A 19,046-nucleotide genomic window follows, 5' to 3' on the forward strand; every position below is an offset into this window, starting at 1 on the left:
GACATGACCATCGTCTCTGTCGCACAGGTGGCCTACCTCGCCGCCGCCGTCCTATTCGTGCTATCCCTCGCGGGCCTGTCCAAGCAGGCCACCGCCAGGCGCGGCAACCTCCTCGGCATGGTCGGCATGGTGGTGGCCATCGGCGCGACCATCGCCCTGGCCTTGGAGCGCTCCGAGCGCAATGCGGGGGTGACGCTCGCGCTGATCGTGGGCGTGCTGCTCATCGGCGCGGTCGTCGGCACCCATCGCGCGCGCTCTGTAGAGATGACGCAGATGCCCGAGCTCATCGCGGTGCTCCACAGCTTTGTGGGCGCCGCCGCGGTGCTGATCGGCTTCAACTCGTTCCTCACCGAGGGCCGCGACGCGATGCACCTCACCGAGGTGTTCCTGGGCGTCTTCATCGGCGCCATCACGCTGACCGGCTCGATCGTGGCGTACCTCAAGCTGTCGGCGCGCGTGAAGTCGAGCCCGCTCATGCTGCCCGGCCGCCACGCTCTGAACCTGGGCGCCCTGGCCGCATCGGCGGGAATGCTGGTGTGGTTCCTGAGCACCGCCTCGATCGTGCCGCTGCTCATCATGACCGTCATCGCGCTCGCGGTGGGCGTGCACCTGGTCGCCGCGATCGGCGGCGGCGACATGCCGGTAGTAATCTCGATGCTCAACTCGTACTCCGGCTGGGCCGCGGCCGCCGCCGGATTCATGCTCGGCAACAACCTGCTGATTGTGGTGGGCGCGCTCGTGGGCTCGTCCGGCGCGTTCCTTTCCTACGTCATGTGCAAGGCCATGAACCGCAAGTTCCTGTCCGTCATCCTGGGCGGCTTTGGCGGGGGCGGCGACGCCCCAGCGGCCGATGCTGTCGAGGGCGAACACACGGAGACCTCCGTCTCCGACACGGTCGAGATGCTGATGGGTGCGCGATCCGTCGTCATCGCCCCCGGCTACGGCATGGCCGTCGCCAAGGCCCAGTACCCCGTGGCCGAACTCGTGGAGCGACTGCGAGCCAACGGCGTGGTGGTCAGGTTCGCCGTGCACCCCGTGGCCGGCCGACTCCCGGGCCACATGAACGTGCTGCTCGCCGAGGCCAAGGTGCCCTACGACCTGGTGCTCGAGCTCGACGAGGTCAACCCGGACTTCAAGGACACCGACGTGGTGCTGGTGATCGGCGCCAACGACACCGTGAACCCGGCCGCCCTGGACGACCCGAACTCGCCCATCGCGGGCATGCCGGTGCTCGAGGTGTGGAAGGCGTCGCAGGTGGTGGTGTTCAAGCGCTCCATGGCCACGGGCTACGCGGGCGTCCAGAACCCGCTGTTCTTCAAGGACAACACCTCGATGCTGTTCGGCGACGCGAAGACCCAGGTCGAGGCGATCCTGGGGGCCATGCCCGCCAAGACGGGCGACAAGCTGGCGGCGCGCGCCTGACTTCCCAGGCCGGGCTTGACATTCCAGCGCGCTGTAAGGTTTATGTTGGTGTCATGACTACATCAGCGAACACGATCACCATCAGCGTCACCGGGATGACCTGCGAGGGATGCGCGAACACCGTGCGCACCGCGCTCGTCCAAACCCCGGGCGTCGCGTCCGCGGACATCGACGTCGCGAGCGGCCGAGTGCAGGTGCACCCGGACGGCACCGTCGCGACCGACGACCTCGAGTTCTCGATCGACGACGCCGTCACCGCCTCCGGCTACACCGTCGCGAGTTAGGGTCCGCCGTGGCAACCGCACCTGACACCCACGAGGCCGTCGCGATCAACCTGTCAGTCGACGGGATGACCTGCTCGAGTTGCGCCGCCAGCATTCAGGGCGGGCTCGCCAAGCTGCCCGGCACCACCGACGCGACCGTGAACTACGCGACCAGGCGGGCCACGGTCAAAGCCGACGGCTCGATGGACCGCGCCGCGCTCGAAGAGTCGATGCGCGCGACCATCGAGTCGCTCGGCTACCAGGTCCTCACTCCTGCCGCCGCGTCCGGTGAACACGACGGCGCCGACGGCAAGCACCACGACTTGATGGGCGACGAGCACGCCGCGCACATGAACGCCGATGCCGCGCGCATCGCGGACTACAAGCGCAGGCTGATCGTCGCCGTGACTCTCAGCGTGCCGCTGCTGCTGATCTCGATGATCCCCGCGTGGCAGTTCGCCGGGTGGGAGTGGGCGGCCTTCGCGCTGGCGACCCCCGTCATGTTCTACTCCGCGTGGCCGTTCCATCGCAGCGCGGCCATGAGCGCGCGCCACGGCGCCACCAACATGGACACCCTGGTCACGATGGGAACGGGCGCCGCGTGGGTCTGGTCCACCGTTGTCCTGCTCGGCGGGGCCGCCGGCATCGCCGCGCTCGAGGGCGGCCATGTGTACTACGAGACCGCGGGCGTGATCATCTCGCTGATCCTGCTCGGCAAGTGGCTCGAGACCCGCTCCACCCTGCGCGCCGGGGACGCGATCCGCGCCCTCAGCTCGCGCCAGTCCGCGACAGCGCGCCTCGAGGACGGGACCGAGATCTCGCGCGAGGAACTCGAGGTCGGCATGCGGTTCGTGACGCGACCGGGCGAGACCATCGCCACCGACGGCACCGTCGTCGAGGGCGGGGCATCGGTCGATGCCAGCCTCGTGACCGGCGAGTCCGTGCCCGTGCGCGTCGAGGTAGGTGCCGAGGTGGTCGGCGGAACCGTCGCGACGGACGGCGCCCTGACCGTCGAGGCGACCAAGGTGGGCAGCGAGACCATGCTCGCCCAGATTGCCCAGATGGTCGACGACGCGCAGAACGGTCGGGCGCGCGTGCAGCGCCTCGCGGACCGAATCTCGCGCATCTTTGTGCCGGTAGTACTCGCGATCGCGCTGGTGACCCTGTTCCTGTGGATCGCGATCACCGGAGACGTCAACGCGGCGTTCACCGCGGCCGTCGCCGTCCTCATCATCAGCTGCCCCTGCGCGCTGGGGCTCGCCACACCGCTCGCCATCATGGTGGGCACCGGCCGCGGCGCCCAACTGGGCGTGCTGGTGCGAGGGCCCGAGGCGCTCGAGGACACCCGCTCCGTCAGCACCATCGTGCTCGACAAGACCGGCACCGTGACCGAGGGCAAGATGTCGGTCGTCGAGGTAGTGGCACCGGGATTCGACGACGAGGCTCGGCGGTTCCTCATCGAGGCCGTCGCCTCCGCCGAGAAGCGCTCGGAGCACCCGGTCGGGGTAGCTATCGCGGCCCTCACCGCCGCGCATCGTCCGGTGAAGAACTTCCGGAGCATGGCTGGCCAAGGCGTGAGCGTCACGGTGGCGGGATCGAAGGAGTCCACCGGCATGGGCAACGAGTGCGCGGACAGGGCCCCGTCCGACGTCAGGGTGGGCTCGCGCAGCCTGTTCGACTCCATCGACAGCGAGCTCGAGGAGGCGGCCGTCGCTCTGGAGGCAGCGGGTCGCACCGCCGTCTTCGCGGGCCGCTCCCCGGTGCGATCCGGCCAGGGCGCCTCCCTCGTGGAGATCTCAGTGGGGGTGGCGGCGGAGGCCGTCATCGCGGTGAGTGACACCGTGAAGCCCACGTCGCGAGACGCGATTGCGGCGTTCCGCGAGCTGGGACTCGACGTCGTGTTGCTCACCGGCGACAACGAGCGGGCCGCACGCGCAGTCGCCGCTCAGGTCGGCATCGACGAGGTGATCGCCCAGGTCCTGCCCGGGGATAAGGCGGACGTCATCAAGAGGCTCCAGGCGGACGGTAAGCGCGTCGCGATGGTGGGCGACGGCATCAACGACGCCCCCGCGCTCGCGCAGGCCGACCTCGGAATCGCGGTGGGTACCGGCACCGACGTGGCGCGCGAGGCCTCGGACCTCACCATCGTCTCCGGCGACCTGCTGGCCGCCGCGGACGCGATCGCGCTCTCGCGCCGCACGCTCGGCACCATTCGGGGCAACCTGTTCTGGGCCTTCGCCTACAACGCGGCGGCGATTCCGCTGGCCGCCTTCGGCATCCTCAACCCGATGATCGCGGCCGCGGCCATGGGCGGGTCGAGCCTGTTCGTGGTGGGCAACTCGCTGCGGTTGCGCGGCTTCTCCGGCTACCGGGGCTAGGGCGCGGCGTTCTCGAGCGGGTCGCCGGCCGCGTCCGCACGCAACTGTGCCAACGCGGCCTGCGACGCGAGGACCAGGGCCGTCGCATCGTCCGCGCGATCCGAATCCATGCCGTCCTCGTGGGCGGCGCTGAGCAGCGCGAGTTGGGCTTGCTGCAGCTGGCGCATCGAGTAGGCGCCGGCCAGCCCCAGGCTCTTGCGAGCCGAGGTGCGCACGTTGCGCCTGACGCTGCGGTTGGACAGCAGCGCGAAGTCGAGCGGGCTGACCAGGTGATCCGGGACGGTCTCGCGCGCGATGTGGGCCAGGATCTCGCGCTCGCGGGTGTGGACTATCCGCAGCACGAGCAGCAGCAGGATGAACACCGGGATGCCCTTGACGATGGTCGCGGCGTAGACGTTGGTGTCGAGCAGGGGCGAGTCGAAGAAGGCGTGGAGCAGCATCGCGACGCCCAGGCCGCCGAGCATCACCCCCCAGCGAATGCCGCGCGACTTGGTGGAGTTGAAGAAGTACCCCACCCCCGCGCCGGCTATGGCGGTGAGCGTCGCGTGGCTCCACAGCCCCGTGACAATCCCGCGCAGGATCACCAGCTGGAACACCGTGTCGAAGTTGCCGTCCGATGCCGTGGCCGCCTGCATCGTGTACAGGTAGTTCTCTACCACCATGAAGCCGAGGCCGATGATCGCGCCGTAGAACAGGCCGTCGGCCGCGCTGCGCACGCGTGCCCCGGGGATGAGCGCCAGGGCCACCACTCCCAGCAGCTTGATCGGCTCCTCGATCAGCGGCGCGGACACCGCCGTGATCCACGCCGACCCCTCGCCAAGCCATGACGCGACGATGCCGTGCATGGCGGGGGCCGCCACCACGCCGATGCCGGCGCACACCACGGCGCCCCACACCAGTGCGCCGACCACGGTGACGGCGGAGCGTCGCTCGAAGAGTTCCAGGCGGTAGACCAGCACTGCGAAGGTCAGCACGTAGAGGGCCCACAGGATCGCCGCGAGCATGCCCGCGGCGGGGTACGTCTGGAGACCGCGCATCAGCAGCGGCTGGATCTGGATCAGGCCGTACCCGGACAGCAGGACAAAGACCCAGAACACCATCGAATGGGTGTCGGCGAAGGACCTCGTGCGCGGCGAGCGCCGGATCGTGGGAGGTGGCGGCGTGGCCCTCCGGGAGCGCCGGCTCACGGGAGCTGCCCGCCGTTGAAGTTCACCGAGGCCGCGATCGCGTTGGCGCTGTCGACGACGCCGTCCCACACGGCGAGGGGGGAAGAGAGGACCAGGGTGGTCTGGAGATCGCCGTTGGAGACGATCCAGATCTGCGTGGCCGACTCCTTGGACTGCGCGGTGACGGTGGCGCCCGGGTCTCCCGCGGTGGTGACGAAGGTGGTGGGAGGGGTCACCACCCATGAGTTGTCCGGGTCATCCGCGAGGGAGGTCGCCATCGTGGTGATCTGGTCCGCGACGGTCGTGAACGCGTCGGTGGCGGGGGTGATGACCATCTGCGCGCCGCTGTTGATGAGGATGGTGGAGTCGGCAGTGGGGTCCTCGTCCAGCACCCACCCGGGTGGAGGGTTGACCGAGAGGTCCTCTCCCACCGCGAGCGAAGTGCCGACCGTCAGGTCCTCGCCCTGCACGGAGTCGTTGATGGCCGGAACCACGACGATGAAGAAGAGGGCGCACAGCAGGATCGCGGCGGCGCCACCTATCGACTGCTTATTCAGCAGCGCGACCGACAACGGGACGGCGCTTCGTCGTTGGTGGGCGGCCGCCATGGGAATCCTGTCGCTGCTCAGACCGTCGCGAGGGCGCGCTCGAGGTCAGCGCGAAGGTCCTCGAGCTCCTCGAGGCCGACGCTGAGGCGGACGGTGGCCTCGGACATGCCGACCGCGGCGCGCGCGGCCGGCGTGAGCTTGTTGTGAGTGGTGGTCGCCGGGTGAGTGGAGATCGACTTCGCGTCGCCCAGGTTGTTCGACACCTCGAACAGGTCGAGCGCGTTCATGAACCGGAAGGCCGCGGCGCGTGCCTCGGGACCGGCCGGGTCGGTGCCCTCGGGCAGGGCGACGTCGATCGTGACGAGGGTGCCGCCCAGCGTCATCTGCGACCTAGCCAGCTCGTACTGCGGGTGCGACGGCAGCAGCGGGTAGCGCGCCACGGCCACCTTGGGGTGGGTGTCCAGCCACGCGGCCAGATCCGCGGCCGATGCGCTCTGCGCCTTCACGCGCACGCTGAGGGTCTCGAGGGACTTCAGCAGGACCCACGCATTGAACGGCGACATGGTCGCGCCCATCTGCCGGATCATCTGCTTGACGGGGCCGTTGACGTACTCGTCCGAGCCCAGGATGGCGCCGCCCAGCACCCGGCCCTGGCCGTCGATGTGCTTGGTCGCGGAGTAGACCACCGCATCGGCGCCCAGCTCGAGTGGCTTCTGGCCTATGGCGGTGGCGAAAACGTTGTCGACCACGAAGAGGGCCCCGGCGGCCTTGGCGAGGACGGCGACGGCGGAGATGTCGACGACGTCCTGCATGGGGTTGGAGGGGGACTCGACGAAGACCACCTTGGCGGGAGTCGCGAGCGCGCGCGCCCAGTCGTCATTGTCGTGGGCGTCGACGTAGTCGACGGTGATGCCCCAGTTCTCGAAGTAGTTGGTGAACACCTGGATGCTGGAGCCGAACAGCGCGCGTCCCGCCACCAGGCGGTCACCCTGCTTGAGCACCGACGCCAGGGACACGAACACGGCGGCCATGCCGGTCGAGGTCGCGAAGCACGCGGGGGCGCCCTCGATCGCGGCGAGCCGCTCCTGGAAGGCCGTGACCGTGGGGTTGGCGTAACGCGAGTACATGTAGACGTCGATGTCGCCGGCGAAGGCTGCGGCGGCCTGCTCAGCGGAGTCGTAGGCGTAGCCCTGCGTGAGGTACAGGCCCTCGGACATCTCGTTGGCCTCGGAGCGGTGAATGCCCGTGTGGAGGGCGAGCGTGTCGGGTCCGTACGAGCGAGCGGCATCTTCATTGGTCATGCCCCAAGAGTAGCCGCGAGGGCCGTGCCTGCGGGGGAGCGCTCGGCGCCGCCGCCCAACCCCACCACGTCCGCACCGTGAATCGCAGTGTTTCTGTTTCGGCCGTGCTCCTCAGGAGCGGGCCGGATGCGATTTACGGTGCGGACGTAGGCAGAGGGTTGTGGTGAGGGTTAGACGCTGGCGGCCTTGCGACGCGCCAGCACCAGCGCCGCGCCGGAGAGCAGCAGCATCACTGTGAGCAGGATGGTGCCGTCGACGGGGGCGCCCGTGTCTGACAGTTCTCCCGTCGCTACCGTCACCGTGTCGCCCGCGGGCGCCACCTCGGTCAGGGTGATGGTCGTCGAACCCACTACGGTGCCGTCGGCGAGCTGCAGCACGATGGTGTGCGTACCGGCAGGCAGTGACGCGGGCACCGTGAACGACACCACACCGTTGGCCGGGACGGCGAACGTGCCGACGAACGTGGGCTCCGAGAACATGTACACGGACACCGTCGAACCCGAGCAGTCCGGGTCCACCGTGACCGCGATGGCCTGGCCCGGCGTCGCGGATGCCGGAGCGGTCACGACGCATTCGAGCGACTGACCGGGGCCGGTCGCCTCGCCGCCGTCGCCCTCGCCTGCGCCGGCGTCGCCGCCGTCGCCGGAGCCCGAGTCGCCGCCATCAGTGCCACCGTCCGTGCCGCCCGCACAATCGAGAGTGCCGGTGCGGATCGAGAAGCCGTCGGTGTTGGCGTCGTCAACGTAGAACGTGGCGACGGACCCGTCGGTGCAGGTCGCCGCATCGGCGATGGCGAAGCCCTCGTTCGCGACGTTCGCCATGCCCGCGGGACGCTCGTAGAGCGCCGATGCGGTGAATACGCCCGCGCTGTCTCCCTCACCGGAGAGCTCGAACGTCGCGATGCGCCCGTCGCAGGCGTCATCGCAGACCACCCAGAGCAGGTCGCGGTCCGCGTCGAACTGCACGTCCGCCACGTTGCTGAAGCTCAGCGAGGACAGGTCCAGCTCGGCCACGCGCTCGAACGCGCCGCCGGTCATGAGTGCGTAGGCGTACACGCCCGCCGTGCCCTCGATGCTCACAAAGAAGAGGCCGTCGCCGTGGCCCGCGTAGTCCGCCGGGGAGTACGCGGTGGACGTGTTCTGGTCGAGGAAGCCCCGCGCGGTGAGCCACGAGTCGGGGATGTAGGTGATGCCCTCCATGCCCGCGTTCGCGCCGATTCCGGGGAAGTCGGCCGCGAGGTTCCATTCGGTCGATGCGGTGAGGGTGGTCCCCGAGCCGCTGACGTCGTACTTCAGCACCGAGGGTCGGCTGGTGCTGCTGGAGTCGTTGTTGCGCTCCGAGGAGACGTACACGCCAGCGGAGGCGCCGGCTCCGGTGACAGTGACGCCCTCGGCGTCGACAGTTCCGGTGCCGCCGGGGTAACGCAGCGTCTTGCCGTCGGCCCAACCATCGGTGGCGTCGGGGACCCAGTTTCCTGAGCCGTCCTGAACGATCCGGTAGAGCAGACCGTCGCCGTTCTGCACCGCCCACAGCGAGCCGGTCGATGCGTCGTAGTCGATGCCGCTCATGTCGCCGGCGTAGGTGTCCATCGCGTCAACGGTCGAGACGTCGGCGCCGCCGGGCCAGGCCTGCGCGTTCACGATGCCCGCGCAGATGTTGGCCGCCCCGGGGGTGGGCTGCGCGGTGGCGACGAACTCGCCGGTGCCGTCGGGGCATCGGCCGAACGTGGTCGCGGCGTGCTCGTTCCATTCGTAGGAGTCGATCAGCGTGACCCCGTCGGACTCGAACAGGCGCACGTTGTCGCCGCCGCCCAGGCCGTAGTCGAAGCCCGTGGCCGAGTCGTCGGTGCGCTCGAACACGACGATGGCGCCCGCGGCGAGCGCCGGGGTCGCGGGGATGGAGAATACGTCTTCATCCTTGTTGTCGCTCAGGATGAGGCCCGTGATGTCCACGGGGGCGTCGCTGATGTTGATCAGCTCGATCCAGTCCGCACCGTCGTTGGCGTCGCTGGACTCGATCTCGTTGATGCGGATGGGGGTGGAGCAGTCGTTGAGCTCGCCCTTGGTGGAGACGCTCGAGTCGACGAAGTCTCCGGTGCCGTTGGGGCAGCGTGCCCAGGTGACGGCGGCGTGGCTGTCGTAGGCGAAGTTCGCGACGGGGCTGGTGCCGTCGGCGGCGAACAGGCGCACCTCGTCGGGGTCGCCCAGGCCGAACGTGAAGCCGGCCGATGCGGTGGTCTCCTGGTCGATGACGAACACGCTGCCGGCGGGAACGATGCTGCCCTGGGGCAGCGTGTACGCGTCGCGGTCCTTGTTGTCCATCATCACGTAGCCGGAGATGTCCGCGGAGTCGGTGCCGATGTTCATGACCTCGACCCAGTCGGTGTCGTCGCCGTTGGACTCGACCTCGTTGATGACGATGATGCCGCCGGTGCCCGGCTCGGGCTCGGTTACGACGCAGTCGTTGGTGGCGCCGGGGGTGGCGGCTCCGGTCATCGCGAACTCGCCGGTGCCGTCGGGGCAGCGGCCCCAGGAGGGGTCGGTGTGGGTGTCGGCGGGCCAGGTCGTGGCGTCGAAGGGGGTGGTGCCGGAGAAGTCTGTGGTGCTGGCGCTGAAGAGGCGCACGGAGTCGCCCTTGCCCAGGCCGAACCCAAAGTCGGCGTCCTTGCTCAGGAGCAGGTGCCCGCCTGGGGCGATGGGGTCCTTACCCGTGATCGTGTAGGGGTCGGTGTCCTTGTTGTCGAGGACTACTACGCCGTTGGGGTCGACCGGCTGGTCGGAGGTGTTGGTGAGCTCGATCCAGTCCGGGGCGTCGCTAGGGTCGGAGGACTGGGTCTCGTTGATCACGAGGGCGTCCTCGACCAAGACGACCTCAGGGGTGGGCTCCGAGCAGTCGTTGGTGGCGCCGGGGGTGGCGGCTCCGGTCATCGCGAACTCGCCGGTGCCGTCGGGGCAGCGGCCCCAGGAGGGGTCGGTGTGGGTGTCGGCGGGCCAGGTCGTGGCGTCGAAGGGGGTGGTGCCGGAGAAGTCTGTGGTGCTGGCGCTGAAGAGGCGCACGGAGTCGCCCTTGCCCAGGCCGAACCCAAAGTCGGCGTCCTTGCTCAGGAGCAGGTGCCCGCCTGGGGCGATGGGGTCCTTACCCGTGATCGTGTAGGGGTCGGTGTCCTTGTTGTCGAGGACTACTACGCCGTTGGGGTCGACCGGCTGGTCGGAGGTGTTGGTGAGCTCGATCCAGTCCGGGCCATCGCTGGGGTCGGAGGACTGGGTCTCGTTGATCACGAGGGCGTCCTCGACGCTCGGGGCCGCGGGGGCCTCGGCGGCCTGAGCGGCGGGTGCCGCAAGGGTCACTCCGACGGCGGTGACCACGAGCGTGGCCCACCATTTCGTTGAATTCTGGCCAGTGCGCATGCGCTACTCCTGTAGTTACTCAGCGTGGGGTGGGTCGACGCGACCGAACCTAGCGAGCCAGGGCAAACATCGGATGAACGCCGGGTGAGGATCGGGTGACGCTTCCTGTTTGGCGCTTATATGTGCGTGTATCGGTGGCGTCCGCGAGGCCTTCGCCGCGGGTCCGCCAGGGCCAGTTGTCGACCCGTTGCGCGCCCCTTGTGCTCGGCACGCGGGCCTCACGAGGGGATCTCTGCGGGCCGTCCGCTAGGCTCGGCGTCATTCGCAACAACGATCCCGCGAAGGGGAACCCTGTGAAACTTTTCATCCGTCCGATCGTGACCTTGACTGTGGGTGCCGCTCTGGCGCTGGGCCTCGCGGGTTGCAATGGCAACCTGCCCGAGATCGATGGCTCGCGCTTGCCCGAGATCAGCAGGTCCGCGGCGCCGGAGGAGACGACCGCTCCCGCCCCCGAGGAGACCACGGCCCCCGCCCCGGCGGAGACGGTGACGGCGGACCCCGCACCCGCCGAGACGGTCACGGCTGACCCCGCCCCCGCCGAGACGGAGAGCGAGCCGGCGGATGAGTCGACGACCGTGTGGTGGCCCTGGGCCCTACTGGGTGTCTTCCTGATCGTCATCATCGGCGTGCTGCTGCGCAAGCGTTCCATCCGTCACGCCTGGGAGGGACGCCTGGCGCAGACGAAGTCCGAGCTCTCCTGGGTCGAGGACTCGCTGATCCCCCAGGTCCTGTCAAAGCCGACCGCCGCCGAGGCGTCGTCGTTGTGGCAGGCGGCGCGCCCGCGCATTCTGGAACTCGACCGCGAGCTTCACGAGCTGGCCGAGGGCGGACTATCCGCCGCGAGCAAGGCCAACGCGGTTCAGGGCCTGCAGGCGCTGCAGGGACTCACGACATCGGTCGACGCCGAGACCACCACGCACGACGTCACCGACGCCGATGCGCTGCGGGCACGCCGCGCGGCGGTCGAGAGTGCTCGCGCCTACGCCCGTACGTGGACTACGCCCCTCGGCTAGAAGCCGGTTCCGGGCGGCGAACCGATTTTGCCGCCCGGACGCGTGAATCCCCCTTGAGCAGGAGGGTCGCGTCGCGTAGAACGCTTCTGGCGCGTCGCCGTTAGGTCGTGCAGTCGCGCGATAGCGCCGCAGGTGGCGTGAGGGTTAGCCCTGACGCCAGGGGAGACCGGCCGCGCGCCAGCCCTGCCAGCCGCGGTGACCCTCGTCATTCGTCGCTCCCTCGAAGCCCTCGAGGATGTTGTACGCCGGGCCGATTCCGGCATCGGTCGCAGCGACTGCCGCGCCGATTGAGCGCTGGCCCGAGCGGCACAGGAAGATGATCGGCGCATCGGTGCCGGCCTCGATGCCCTGCTCCTTGAGCTGCGCGGCGAACTGATAGTTGCGCTCACCCTCGGGGTAGTTGACCCACTCGATGAACAGCGGTTCGTTGCCGGTGGACGCCGTGTCGGGAACGCCCACGAAGCGCCACTCCGCATCGGTGCGCACGTCCACGAGGCGCGCGTCCGGGTTGGTGGTGAGGATGTCCCACGCCTCCTGGGGCGTGATGTCTCCGGCGTAGTTGCTCACTTTGGGATCCTTTCGGGCGGCCGATGCTCGCTCCAGTCTAGGGGCAGGGTCGCCGCCACGGTAGGCCGTTAATGGGTCTCCTGGAGTTGACGGATGGGTGTCGCGGCGCGCGAGGTGGATAGGCTCACGGCGACGGCGCCGATGGCTACGGTCGCCGCGCCGGCGAGCAAAACTAACGCGACCGGCCACAGTGACGACGCCACGGCACCGAGTCGCTCGGAAAGGTCGAGCGGATCGCTGACGTCGAGGTTGGTCAATCCCGGAACGAACCATGCGAACGCGAACACACCCAGGCACCATCCGGCAACTATCCCTGCGAGCAGCGGCAGCGCGTAGCCCACCCCGGCCGCGATGCAGTTGCTCACCTTGGTGAGGCCTAGCGCCTCCCTGGTGGCAGCATCGGCCGCGCTAGAGCGGTGGTAGGCCGCCCAAATCGCGATGGTGATTAGCGCAACAATCACGTAGGTGATGGGCACGAACACACTCAGCGTCTGGAGTGGGGAATCCTCCCATATGGTCAGTGCGGGGTCGCCGGTGCCGTAGGCCAGCAAGGTGAGGTACCCGCTGGCCCAGGTGGACATGGTGAGGGTGGTCAGCACCGCGACGCCGAGCGCGATGATGAAGGCCGGGATCGCGGCCTGGCGCGGGCGTGCGACCAGCGAGTCTCCGGCCGCGAGCGCCCAGGGTCTGCTCGAACTCGCAAGACGGCTGCCGATGCGCGGCATGGCCCAGCGCAGCGCTTCCAGCAGGACCACAAAGGTCAGCACTGCGACCACGATTGCGAGCAGGATTTCTAGCGCTTTGAGTAATGAGGCGTCCGCAGCAATCCAGCGGATCAGAGCGAGGGCGATGGTGGCCACAAACCACGTGAGCGTGGCGTATCGCGGGTTGACCTTGCGCGAGGCCTGCGCCTCGTTGACATCCGCGACGGGCTTGAGCGCCGCGACGGGGCTGATGCGGGAGGCCCAGAAAGCGGGGATGATTCCGACGATGCCGGCGACCAGCATGCCGAAGGCGAGGAGTAGCGCCACGAGTTCCCACGTCGCATTGACGGTGGTCGGCAGCGCCGGTTCCACGACGGTAGAGCGGGCCTGAGCCAGGGTGAGCGCGGTGCCCAGGTAGCCCAGGGTGATGCCGACGACCGAGGCGACGAGGCCCACGACCAGGGTCTCAGCGAGCGTGGCCGCGGCAATGGTGCGGCGCGACGCACCGAGGGTGCGCGCCGTCGCGACCCATGTCATGCGGGCCTGCGCCTGCGAGCGACCCACCGCGAAGGCCATGGCGACGAGGCCGAGCAGCATCGCGACCCCAGCGACCAGGGCGTAGTAGGTGGCGTTGCTGCTTCGCTCATAGCTGAGCGTGCCCTGAGTGGTCGACCCGTTTGCGTAAACGAGCGCGTCGACGGCTGGATCGCCCTGGTTCCAGTCGAGCGACACGAAGATCGACGCGTCCGGAGAGTAGTAGCCGGGTCCGTAGCCATCTACCGTCGACTGGTAGGCGATGTCATTCGCGGTCTCGGCGATGGATGCTGCGTCTTCCCAGGCAACATAGTTTCCAACTGTCCAGTTCGCAAAACTCGTTCCACGAACCGGCGAGTACGCCAGTCCCGAGACGGTCAGTTGAGCAACGGGGTCGGCGCTGGCCTCGCCCAGTACTGCATAGAGCGGAACGGAATCACCGATCCTGACGTCACGCTGTGACGCGAACTCGGCGCTGATCACCACCTCGCCCTGCTGAGGCGCAGCACCCTCAGCCAGGATCGCGTCCCAGTCCACGTCGCCAGTCAGCGCGGAGACCGTTGGCGCGTAATAGTAACCGTCACCAGTGTGGGTGTTTGGGGTGTCAAGAACGACGTCTATGTCTGTGCGCGCGAGAACGTCCGAGCCGTTGTCAAACGCCGAGGTGAGAGCAGTGTTGAGCTCGCTGACGGTGCCATCGGCGCTGTAGTGCACGTCGCTGACGTTTTTGGGATCTGAGACGACCAACACTTCGCCGTGCCATTCGCGGTCGTCGCCACTGACGTGCGCGTAAGCCTGGTCGGCCTTGATCTGGGTGGCGTACGAGAATGCCCAGAAGGACGCGAGAGCCATGGTGACTGTGAGGAGAGCGGCTGTCCAGATTAGGTAGCGCCGCTGCGAGCGAAGCTGCTCGCGGGCCAGTTGCCAGATCATCGGACACCTTCCTTGTCGGCGGCGCGGAGCTCTTCGACCGGCGTGTTGCCCACCATCGATGCGGCGAACACCGCCGCGACAAGGGCTGCAACCACGGTCGTGGCGACGCCCGCGAGAACGAGCGAACCCCACGGGACGGCGATTAGATCGCTCCAGGCGTGCCACAGGATCTCACTCGCCTGGATTGGCGCGCCCGGCTTGAGCAGGAACGTGTTGGTAGCCACGATGGACACCGCCACGCCCACGGCGGAGCCGGTGACAAAGGACGATGCGGCAAGGGCGCTCGCTTCCCACACGGGGGCCGCCCGGAGCGCCGATGGGCTCGCGCCCAGGGCCGCGAAAGTCGCGATGTCCTTGCGGCGGAGTCTGACTGAGGTGAGTGTCGCGCTAACAATGAGCACGACGGCGATGGTCATCGCTACCAGCACGAAGCTGATACCCACGTACGTCGTTCCCCAGCCGTAGGTCCCTCCGACATAACCCCAGGCAGTTCCCTCGGGAAAGTACTCGCGAGCGATGTCCATGGCACTGGGCTGCGCCGGGAGCCCATCAGCGAGGAACAGCCCGGCGGCGCTAATCGGGGCGTCTCCCCAGATTTCCGTCGCCCACGAGCGGTCCATCGCGGTGAACTGCAACGGCGCGCCGATCCTGTAGACGGAAGTGCCTTGGCCTTCAACACTGAGGGCGGAGACGCCCCCGTAGCCGCCGGCACCGTCGTAGGCGTCGAGCAAGGCATCCTGTCCGTCAACCACAACCCCGCCGGTCATGCCCAGTGTTCGCAGAGCGTTCGGAGCGACGGCATCGCTGGCCGTGATGTCGGTGGCCAGCGTCAGGTTCTGCGGGGAATCGTGGGTGCTCCTGTCAGGGCCCAGGTAGGCGACGTCGAGAGGGTCGGAGTAGAACAACGAGATGGGAACCACGGCGACGCGCGGATCCGCCACCAGAGCGGCGAGTGCGTCGGCATCCAGTGAAACTTGAGTGAACCCGGGCGGCTGTGCGACGCCTTCTCCGACGTCGATGGAGAACAGGAAAGCCTCCGGATTGGCGGCGGCTCCCGCCGAACTTAGCGATTGAGCGTGACCCGCTCCCGCGACCGAGACGGCGACGATTAGCGAAACGATGGCGCACACACTCAGCGTGAGGACACGCGAGTCTGACGGGCGAGCCAGGCCATCGGCAGCAATCGACCGTCCCCCGCGGGAATTGCCTGCCTCCAGCAACTCGGCGGCCCAGCGGACGGCGCGCACGACGAGCCGTTTGCTCACCAGGAAGATCATCCAGAGAGTCCCGACAAGCGCGATGGTGAGCGCCAGGTTCTTGAGGACCATCAGCCAACCGGGTTCGCTCAGATTGAGCAACGCCCAGTTGTCTAGGGGCACCAGCCTGTTGATTGTCGCAAGGACGAAGGCGATCGCATACGTGATCCACCCCACCCGCTCCGCTACGACTCGCTTGCGGGAGGGGTTGGTGGCAATGACGCGCGCACCGAGCGCCGCTGCATCCACCTGGTCGGGCGTGCCGCGCGTGACAGCAGCGATCGCCAGGAGGCTGACCAGAGCCGCCGTGGCGACTGCGACCACGAAGACGAGCAGGCTACTTAACAGGGCGGACACGGAGAGCTTCCCTTCACCACCTTGTAGGCCTTCGCCGGCGAGGACCTGTGAAGATATCAAACCCACGGCCACGCCCGACCCGGCGGCGATCACGCCGAACCGAATACCTTCTCGCGTTGCCTTACGCAGAATTGTCGAGCGTTGCTCGCCGAGCGCCATACGGGTGGCGATCCCTTGTCGCTTTCCTGCCAGATCCAGCCTCAGGAAGAGCAGCGCAATCAGCCCCGCAATGAAGAACCAGGGCACCAGGTAGATCGCCAGAAACAGCAGATCGTAGAAAGGTGGAATTAGCGGGTTGTTCGAGTCGACAGGAGCTGCCCATAGCGGGCCCGCGACAAGGGCGACCAGTGTCGTCGCGATGCCGATCGTGACGAACGCCGCCCACTTCATCGCAGTGCCCCTTCCTCGGCGGGGCGTAGCGCCTCTACCGGGGAGAGTTTCTTGAGCGCACGCGACGCGATCCACGACACCAAGGCGAACACGAGGGTCCCGAGCGCGAAACCGGCGAGCAGGACTCCCCACATCACCGTGCCAAAGGCGTCCCCGAGGACGTAGTTGGTCGACATTCCGGACAGTCCAGACAGTGCACCAAAACTGATGCTTAGCGCCATGGTGGTCAGTGCTCCGCCCAGCAGGCCAGCGGCCAGTGCGGCCGCGCCGGTGACGACAGACTCGACCACGATCGAGATTCGCAGCGCCTTGACGGACGCGCCGAGAGCGGCGAGCGTCGCGTCATCGCGACGCCGACGCACGACTCCGGCCGCCGCGACTGCCGCGATTGGCGCTATCACCAATACCCCGACGATCATCCACAGGATCAACAGCGATGCGTCGCCAGAGTCAAGAACCTCGCTACCGCCGCCTTGGCCCGGGCCGTACCACTCGGTGTCGCCGCCATATTCGAACCCGTACTTGCCGCTCCCGGCGCCTGTGACGTGGACGGCATCCGCCGTCTGCTGCACGCTCGAGCCCTGGGTCGCGTAGACATAGAAATAGTCTGAATCAAGTGCCCCTTCCTGCGCCTCAACCCACGCGCGATTCAAAATGGTGCGTGGCGCATCGGCCGGTAGCGAGCGCATCCCGGTGACCTGCACCCCCAAGCTGTCGAAAGTATCGACATCGAGATACGTCTCGTAAGTGTGGACGAGCGCAACCGAGGGCTCGTCGCGTAGTTGGTCGGCCATTACGTCGTCGACTCCGTCGAGGTCCGCGGGATCCACGAGGGCGACGCGCGTCCAGTTGATACCGTCGTTGACCCCAACGCTCGCGGCCGGCACAACCGCCCCCACACCCTCGACGTCCGCGAGTTTCGCCTCAACACTTTCGCAGTCGGTGGTGCACGCCTCAGTGTCTTTCGATTCGTCATCGTTTCCCGTATTGACAGCGGCGCCCACCGGCACGCCCACGGCGATCGGCGTATAGGCGGCGTGAGCCGCGTTGGGCTGCGACTGAGCGGAAATGCCAAAGAGGAACGCCAGCCCGGCGAGAACGGTGAGTACGCGGGTGGCCGCCATCCACCGCGTGCTGGACCGGACATGGAGGACGGCGCTGACTTCCTGCGCTCCGGAACGCTCTGCCGCGCGACCGGCCCAGCCCACCAGCCGTGGGCCACTGTCGCGGGCAAGGGGAAAGAGGACGAGCCAAGCGAAGGCGATCACTGAAAGGGTGAACACCCAGACCGCGATGGTCGTCACCACAAAGGTGGATGCCGGTGCCACCTGGTTTCCGCCGGCGAAGGCCATATTGGTTCCCACCAGGACGCCCAGGGCGCAGGCGGCCGCCACCACGAGGATCACGGACCGTCGGGCCAGCGACACGCGCCGTTCGCGGGGCTCCGCGTCTTCGGGACGAAGTTGGTCCACTGGAGTGCGGGGCCTTCTAGCGGCATCGATCACGTGGGCGAGCACCAGGCACGCCGCCGCGGCAAGGGCGTCCGAGAGCCGGGTCAGCCACAGTCCGCCATCCTGCGTGAGTGGATAAGCCCCCGTGCTCGCGATCATGACTAGATGAGCGACTCCAGTGATGACGAACGCGCCTCCCACCCAGACACTCGCATCCGCGAGCCCGCGCTTGGCTGCGCCGCGAACGGACTGGGACCGCGTCTCTCCCAAGGCTGACCGCACCGCAGTGTCCTGAGGGCTTGCGGCATTGCGCAGGCGCAGCACTCCCACCAGGATCGAGGTCAAAATGATGCCTGGCACCAGGGCGTAAAACAGGAACACCGCCAGCATCGGCCCAAATCCCATCCAGATCTGGCTGAACGAATTTTGGCTGCACGCCGGCGGTTGGCAGGTGAACGAGTCCCAAGGCAGGCTCAAGCACATGACTCCCAGCGCCACCACCCCGGCTAGGATCGCCGCGAGCCGTCTCATCGCTGCACCCCGGCCAGGGCGTCGAGGCCGGCCAGCACCGCATCGGGCGTCGGGTCGGTGATGTGGCCGTCGACGCGGCCGTTCGCGAACAGCAACACCCTGCCCGCGTACGATGCCGCGGTCGGGTCGTGCGTGACCATCACCACCGACTGGCCTAGTTCGCGGCAGCTCTGGCGCAGGTGCGAGAGGATCTCCGCGCTCGCGTGCGTGTCCAGGTTTCCCGTGGGCTCGTCGGCGAGCACCACCTGCGGCCTCGTGATCAGGGCGCGGGCGATGGCCACGCGCTGCTGCTGGCCGCCGGACATCTCGAAGGGCTTGCGGTCCAGCTCGCGGCCGATGCCGAGCATGTCCACCAGCGAGTCCAGCCACGCGTCGTCCCGCTCGATCCCGTTGAGCCGCAGCGGTAGCAGGATGTTGTCCCGAGCGCTCATGGTCTGCAACAAGTTGAAGCCCTGGAACACGAACCCGACGATGCGCCCGCGTACCTTGGCGAGTTGCTTGTCCTTGAGCGCGGTGATCTGGTCTTGGCCCACCCACACGTCGCCGCTGTCGGGGCGGTCGAGGCCCGCGAGCAGGTGAACCAGCGTGGTCTTGCCAGAGCCGGAGGGCCCCATGACGGCGGTCAGCACACCTGCCGGGATGTCGAGGTCGACGTGGTCGACCGCCGTGACCGAGGCATCCCCTGACCCGTAGGTCTTGGTGAGTCCGCGCGCCGTGAGCGCGTTGCCCTCGGGGGCGACCGGTGATGCGGTGGTGTCATCCATACCGCTCACGCTAGCGACGCAACCCCGCCCGGGGCATCGGCCCGTGGTCTGGAATTCGCCC

13 protein-coding genes are annotated in these 19,046 nt (G+C 68.0%); 4 read left to right on the plus strand and 9 right to left on the minus strand.

The genetic code is table 11. The features are described from left to right. The first annotated feature begins 3 nt into the window (after positions 1-3). From pntB to ACQU6B_RS00905, 3 genes are read left to right on the plus strand one after another with little or no spacing between them, the layout of a single operon-like run. A complete protein-coding gene (gene pntB / locus ACQU6B_RS00895) occupies positions 4-1,422 on the plus strand; it encodes a Re/Si-specific NAD(P)(+) transhydrogenase subunit beta (RefSeq protein WP_430868168.1) in 1,419 nt (472 codons plus the stop codon). A gap of 53 nt (positions 1,423-1,475) precedes the next feature. After that, positions 1,476-1,706: a heavy-metal-associated domain-containing protein gene (locus ACQU6B_RS00900; protein WP_430868169.1), complete on the plus strand. Its 231-nt coding sequence runs from the start codon at positions 1,476-1,478 to the stop codon at positions 1,704-1,706. A gap of 8 nt (positions 1,707-1,714) precedes the next feature. Then, entirely contained in the window at positions 1,715-4,063 is a 2,349-nt protein-coding gene (locus ACQU6B_RS00905; protein ID WP_430868170.1) for a heavy metal translocating P-type ATPase, read from the plus strand. On the opposite strand, the gene ACQU6B_RS00910 is transcribed toward ACQU6B_RS00905, so the two are convergent. The 4 genes from ACQU6B_RS00910 to ACQU6B_RS00925 form a co-directional block, all read right to left on the minus strand. Then, entirely contained in the window at positions 4,060-5,163 is a 1,104-nt protein-coding gene (locus tag ACQU6B_RS00910) for a PrsW family intramembrane metalloprotease (protein ID WP_430868171.1), read from the minus strand. The genes ACQU6B_RS00905 and ACQU6B_RS00910 overlap by 4 nt on opposite strands. Positions 5,164-5,246: 83 nt before the next feature. Next, positions 5,247-5,837, minus strand: a complete 591-nt coding sequence (locus tag ACQU6B_RS00915) for a hypothetical protein (protein WP_430868172.1) — start codon at positions 5,835-5,837, stop codon at positions 5,247-5,249. Positions 5,838-5,854: 17 nt separating this feature from the next. After that, on the minus strand, positions 5,855-7,078 hold the full coding sequence (gene metZ / locus ACQU6B_RS00920) for an O-succinylhomoserine sulfhydrylase (RefSeq protein WP_430868173.1): 1,224 nt from the start codon (positions 7,076-7,078) through the stop codon (positions 5,855-5,857). Positions 7,079-7,248: 170 nt separating this feature from the next. Then, entirely contained in the window at positions 7,249-10,485 is a 3,237-nt protein-coding gene (locus ACQU6B_RS00925; RefSeq protein ID WP_430868174.1) for a lamin tail domain-containing protein, read from the minus strand. Positions 10,486-10,778: 293 nt separating this feature from the next. Here ACQU6B_RS00925 and ACQU6B_RS00930 point away from each other — a divergent pair, with 293 nt between their 5' ends. Continuing rightward, positions 10,779-11,498, plus strand: coding sequence for a hypothetical protein (locus ACQU6B_RS00930; protein ID WP_430868175.1), 720 nt, complete (start codon positions 10,779-10,781; stop codon positions 11,496-11,498). Positions 11,499-11,642: 144 nt separating this feature from the next. On the opposite strand, the gene ACQU6B_RS00935 is transcribed toward ACQU6B_RS00930, so the two are convergent. The 5 genes from ACQU6B_RS00935 to ACQU6B_RS00955 form a co-directional block, all read right to left on the minus strand. Then, positions 11,643-12,065 carry a rhodanese-like domain-containing protein gene (locus tag ACQU6B_RS00935; RefSeq protein ID WP_430868176.1) on the minus strand — a complete coding sequence of 141 codons (423 nt, stop codon included), beginning with the start codon at positions 12,063-12,065 and terminating at the stop codon, positions 11,643-11,645. Between the two features lie 68 nt (positions 12,066-12,133). Then, positions 12,134-14,236, minus strand: a complete 2,103-nt coding sequence (locus ACQU6B_RS00940; protein ID WP_430868177.1) for an FtsX-like permease family protein — start codon at positions 14,234-14,236, stop codon at positions 12,134-12,136. After that, the gene (locus tag ACQU6B_RS00945; protein ID WP_430868178.1) at positions 14,233-16,239 is read right to left on the minus strand and encodes an FtsX-like permease family protein; all 2,007 of its coding nucleotides are present in this window, start codon (positions 16,237-16,239) and stop codon (positions 14,233-14,235) included. The genes ACQU6B_RS00940 and ACQU6B_RS00945 overlap by 4 nt, the downstream gene beginning before the upstream one ends. Continuing rightward, a complete protein-coding gene (locus ACQU6B_RS00950; RefSeq protein WP_430868179.1) occupies positions 16,236-18,221 on the minus strand; it encodes an FtsX-like permease family protein in 1,986 nt (661 codons plus the stop codon). Before ACQU6B_RS00950 ends, ACQU6B_RS00945 begins: the two co-directional genes overlap by 4 nt. Further along, positions 18,218-18,985 (minus strand): ABC transporter ATP-binding protein, encoded by a 768-nt coding sequence (locus ACQU6B_RS00955; RefSeq protein ID WP_430868180.1) that lies wholly within the window; start codon positions 18,983-18,985, stop codon positions 18,218-18,220. Before ACQU6B_RS00955 ends, ACQU6B_RS00950 begins: the two co-directional genes overlap by 4 nt. Between the last annotated feature and the right edge of the window lie 61 nt (positions 18,986-19,046).

Origin of the sequence: Demequina aurantiaca (assembly GCF_050598105.1) — a bacterium.
Lineage (GTDB): Bacteria > Actinomycetota > Actinomycetes > Actinomycetales > Demequinaceae > Demequina > Demequina aurantiaca_A.

What these genes read in the sequence shown, in the direction of transcription:
- pntB (WP_430868168.1), top strand. Translation starts at nt 4, where the DNA reads ATGACCATCGTCTCTGTCGCACAGGTGGCCTACCTCGCCGCCGCCGTC.
- ACQU6B_RS00900 (WP_430868169.1), top strand. Translation starts at nt 1,476, where the DNA reads ATGACTACATCAGCGAACACGATCACCATCAGCGTCACCGGGATGACC.
- ACQU6B_RS00910 (WP_430868171.1), bottom strand. Translation starts at nt 5,163, where the DNA reads ATGGTGTTCTGGGTCTTTGTCCTGCTGTCCGGGTACGGCCTGATCCAG.
- ACQU6B_RS00915 (WP_430868172.1), bottom strand. Translation starts at nt 5,837, where the DNA reads ATGGCGGCCGCCCACCAACGACGAAGCGCCGTCCCGTTGTCGGTCGCG.
- metZ (WP_430868173.1), bottom strand. Translation starts at nt 7,078, where the DNA reads ATGACCAATGAAGATGCCGCTCGCTCGTACGGACCCGACACGCTCGCC.
- ACQU6B_RS00925 (WP_430868174.1), bottom strand. Translation starts at nt 10,485, where the DNA reads ATGCGCACTGGCCAGAATTCAACGAAATGGTGGGCCACGCTCGTGGTC.
- ACQU6B_RS00940 (WP_430868177.1), bottom strand. Translation starts at nt 14,236, where the DNA reads ATGATCTGGCAACTGGCCCGCGAGCAGCTTCGCTCGCAGCGGCGCTAC.
- ACQU6B_RS00945 (WP_430868178.1), bottom strand. Translation starts at nt 16,239, where the DNA reads ATGAAGTGGGCGGCGTTCGTCACGATCGGCATCGCGACGACACTGGTC.
- ACQU6B_RS00950 (WP_430868179.1), bottom strand. Translation starts at nt 18,221, where the DNA reads ATGAGACGGCTCGCGGCGATCCTAGCCGGGGTGGTGGCGCTGGGAGTC.
- ACQU6B_RS00955 (WP_430868180.1), bottom strand. Translation starts at nt 18,985, where the DNA reads ATGGATGACACCACCGCATCACCGGTCGCCCCCGAGGGCAACGCGCTC.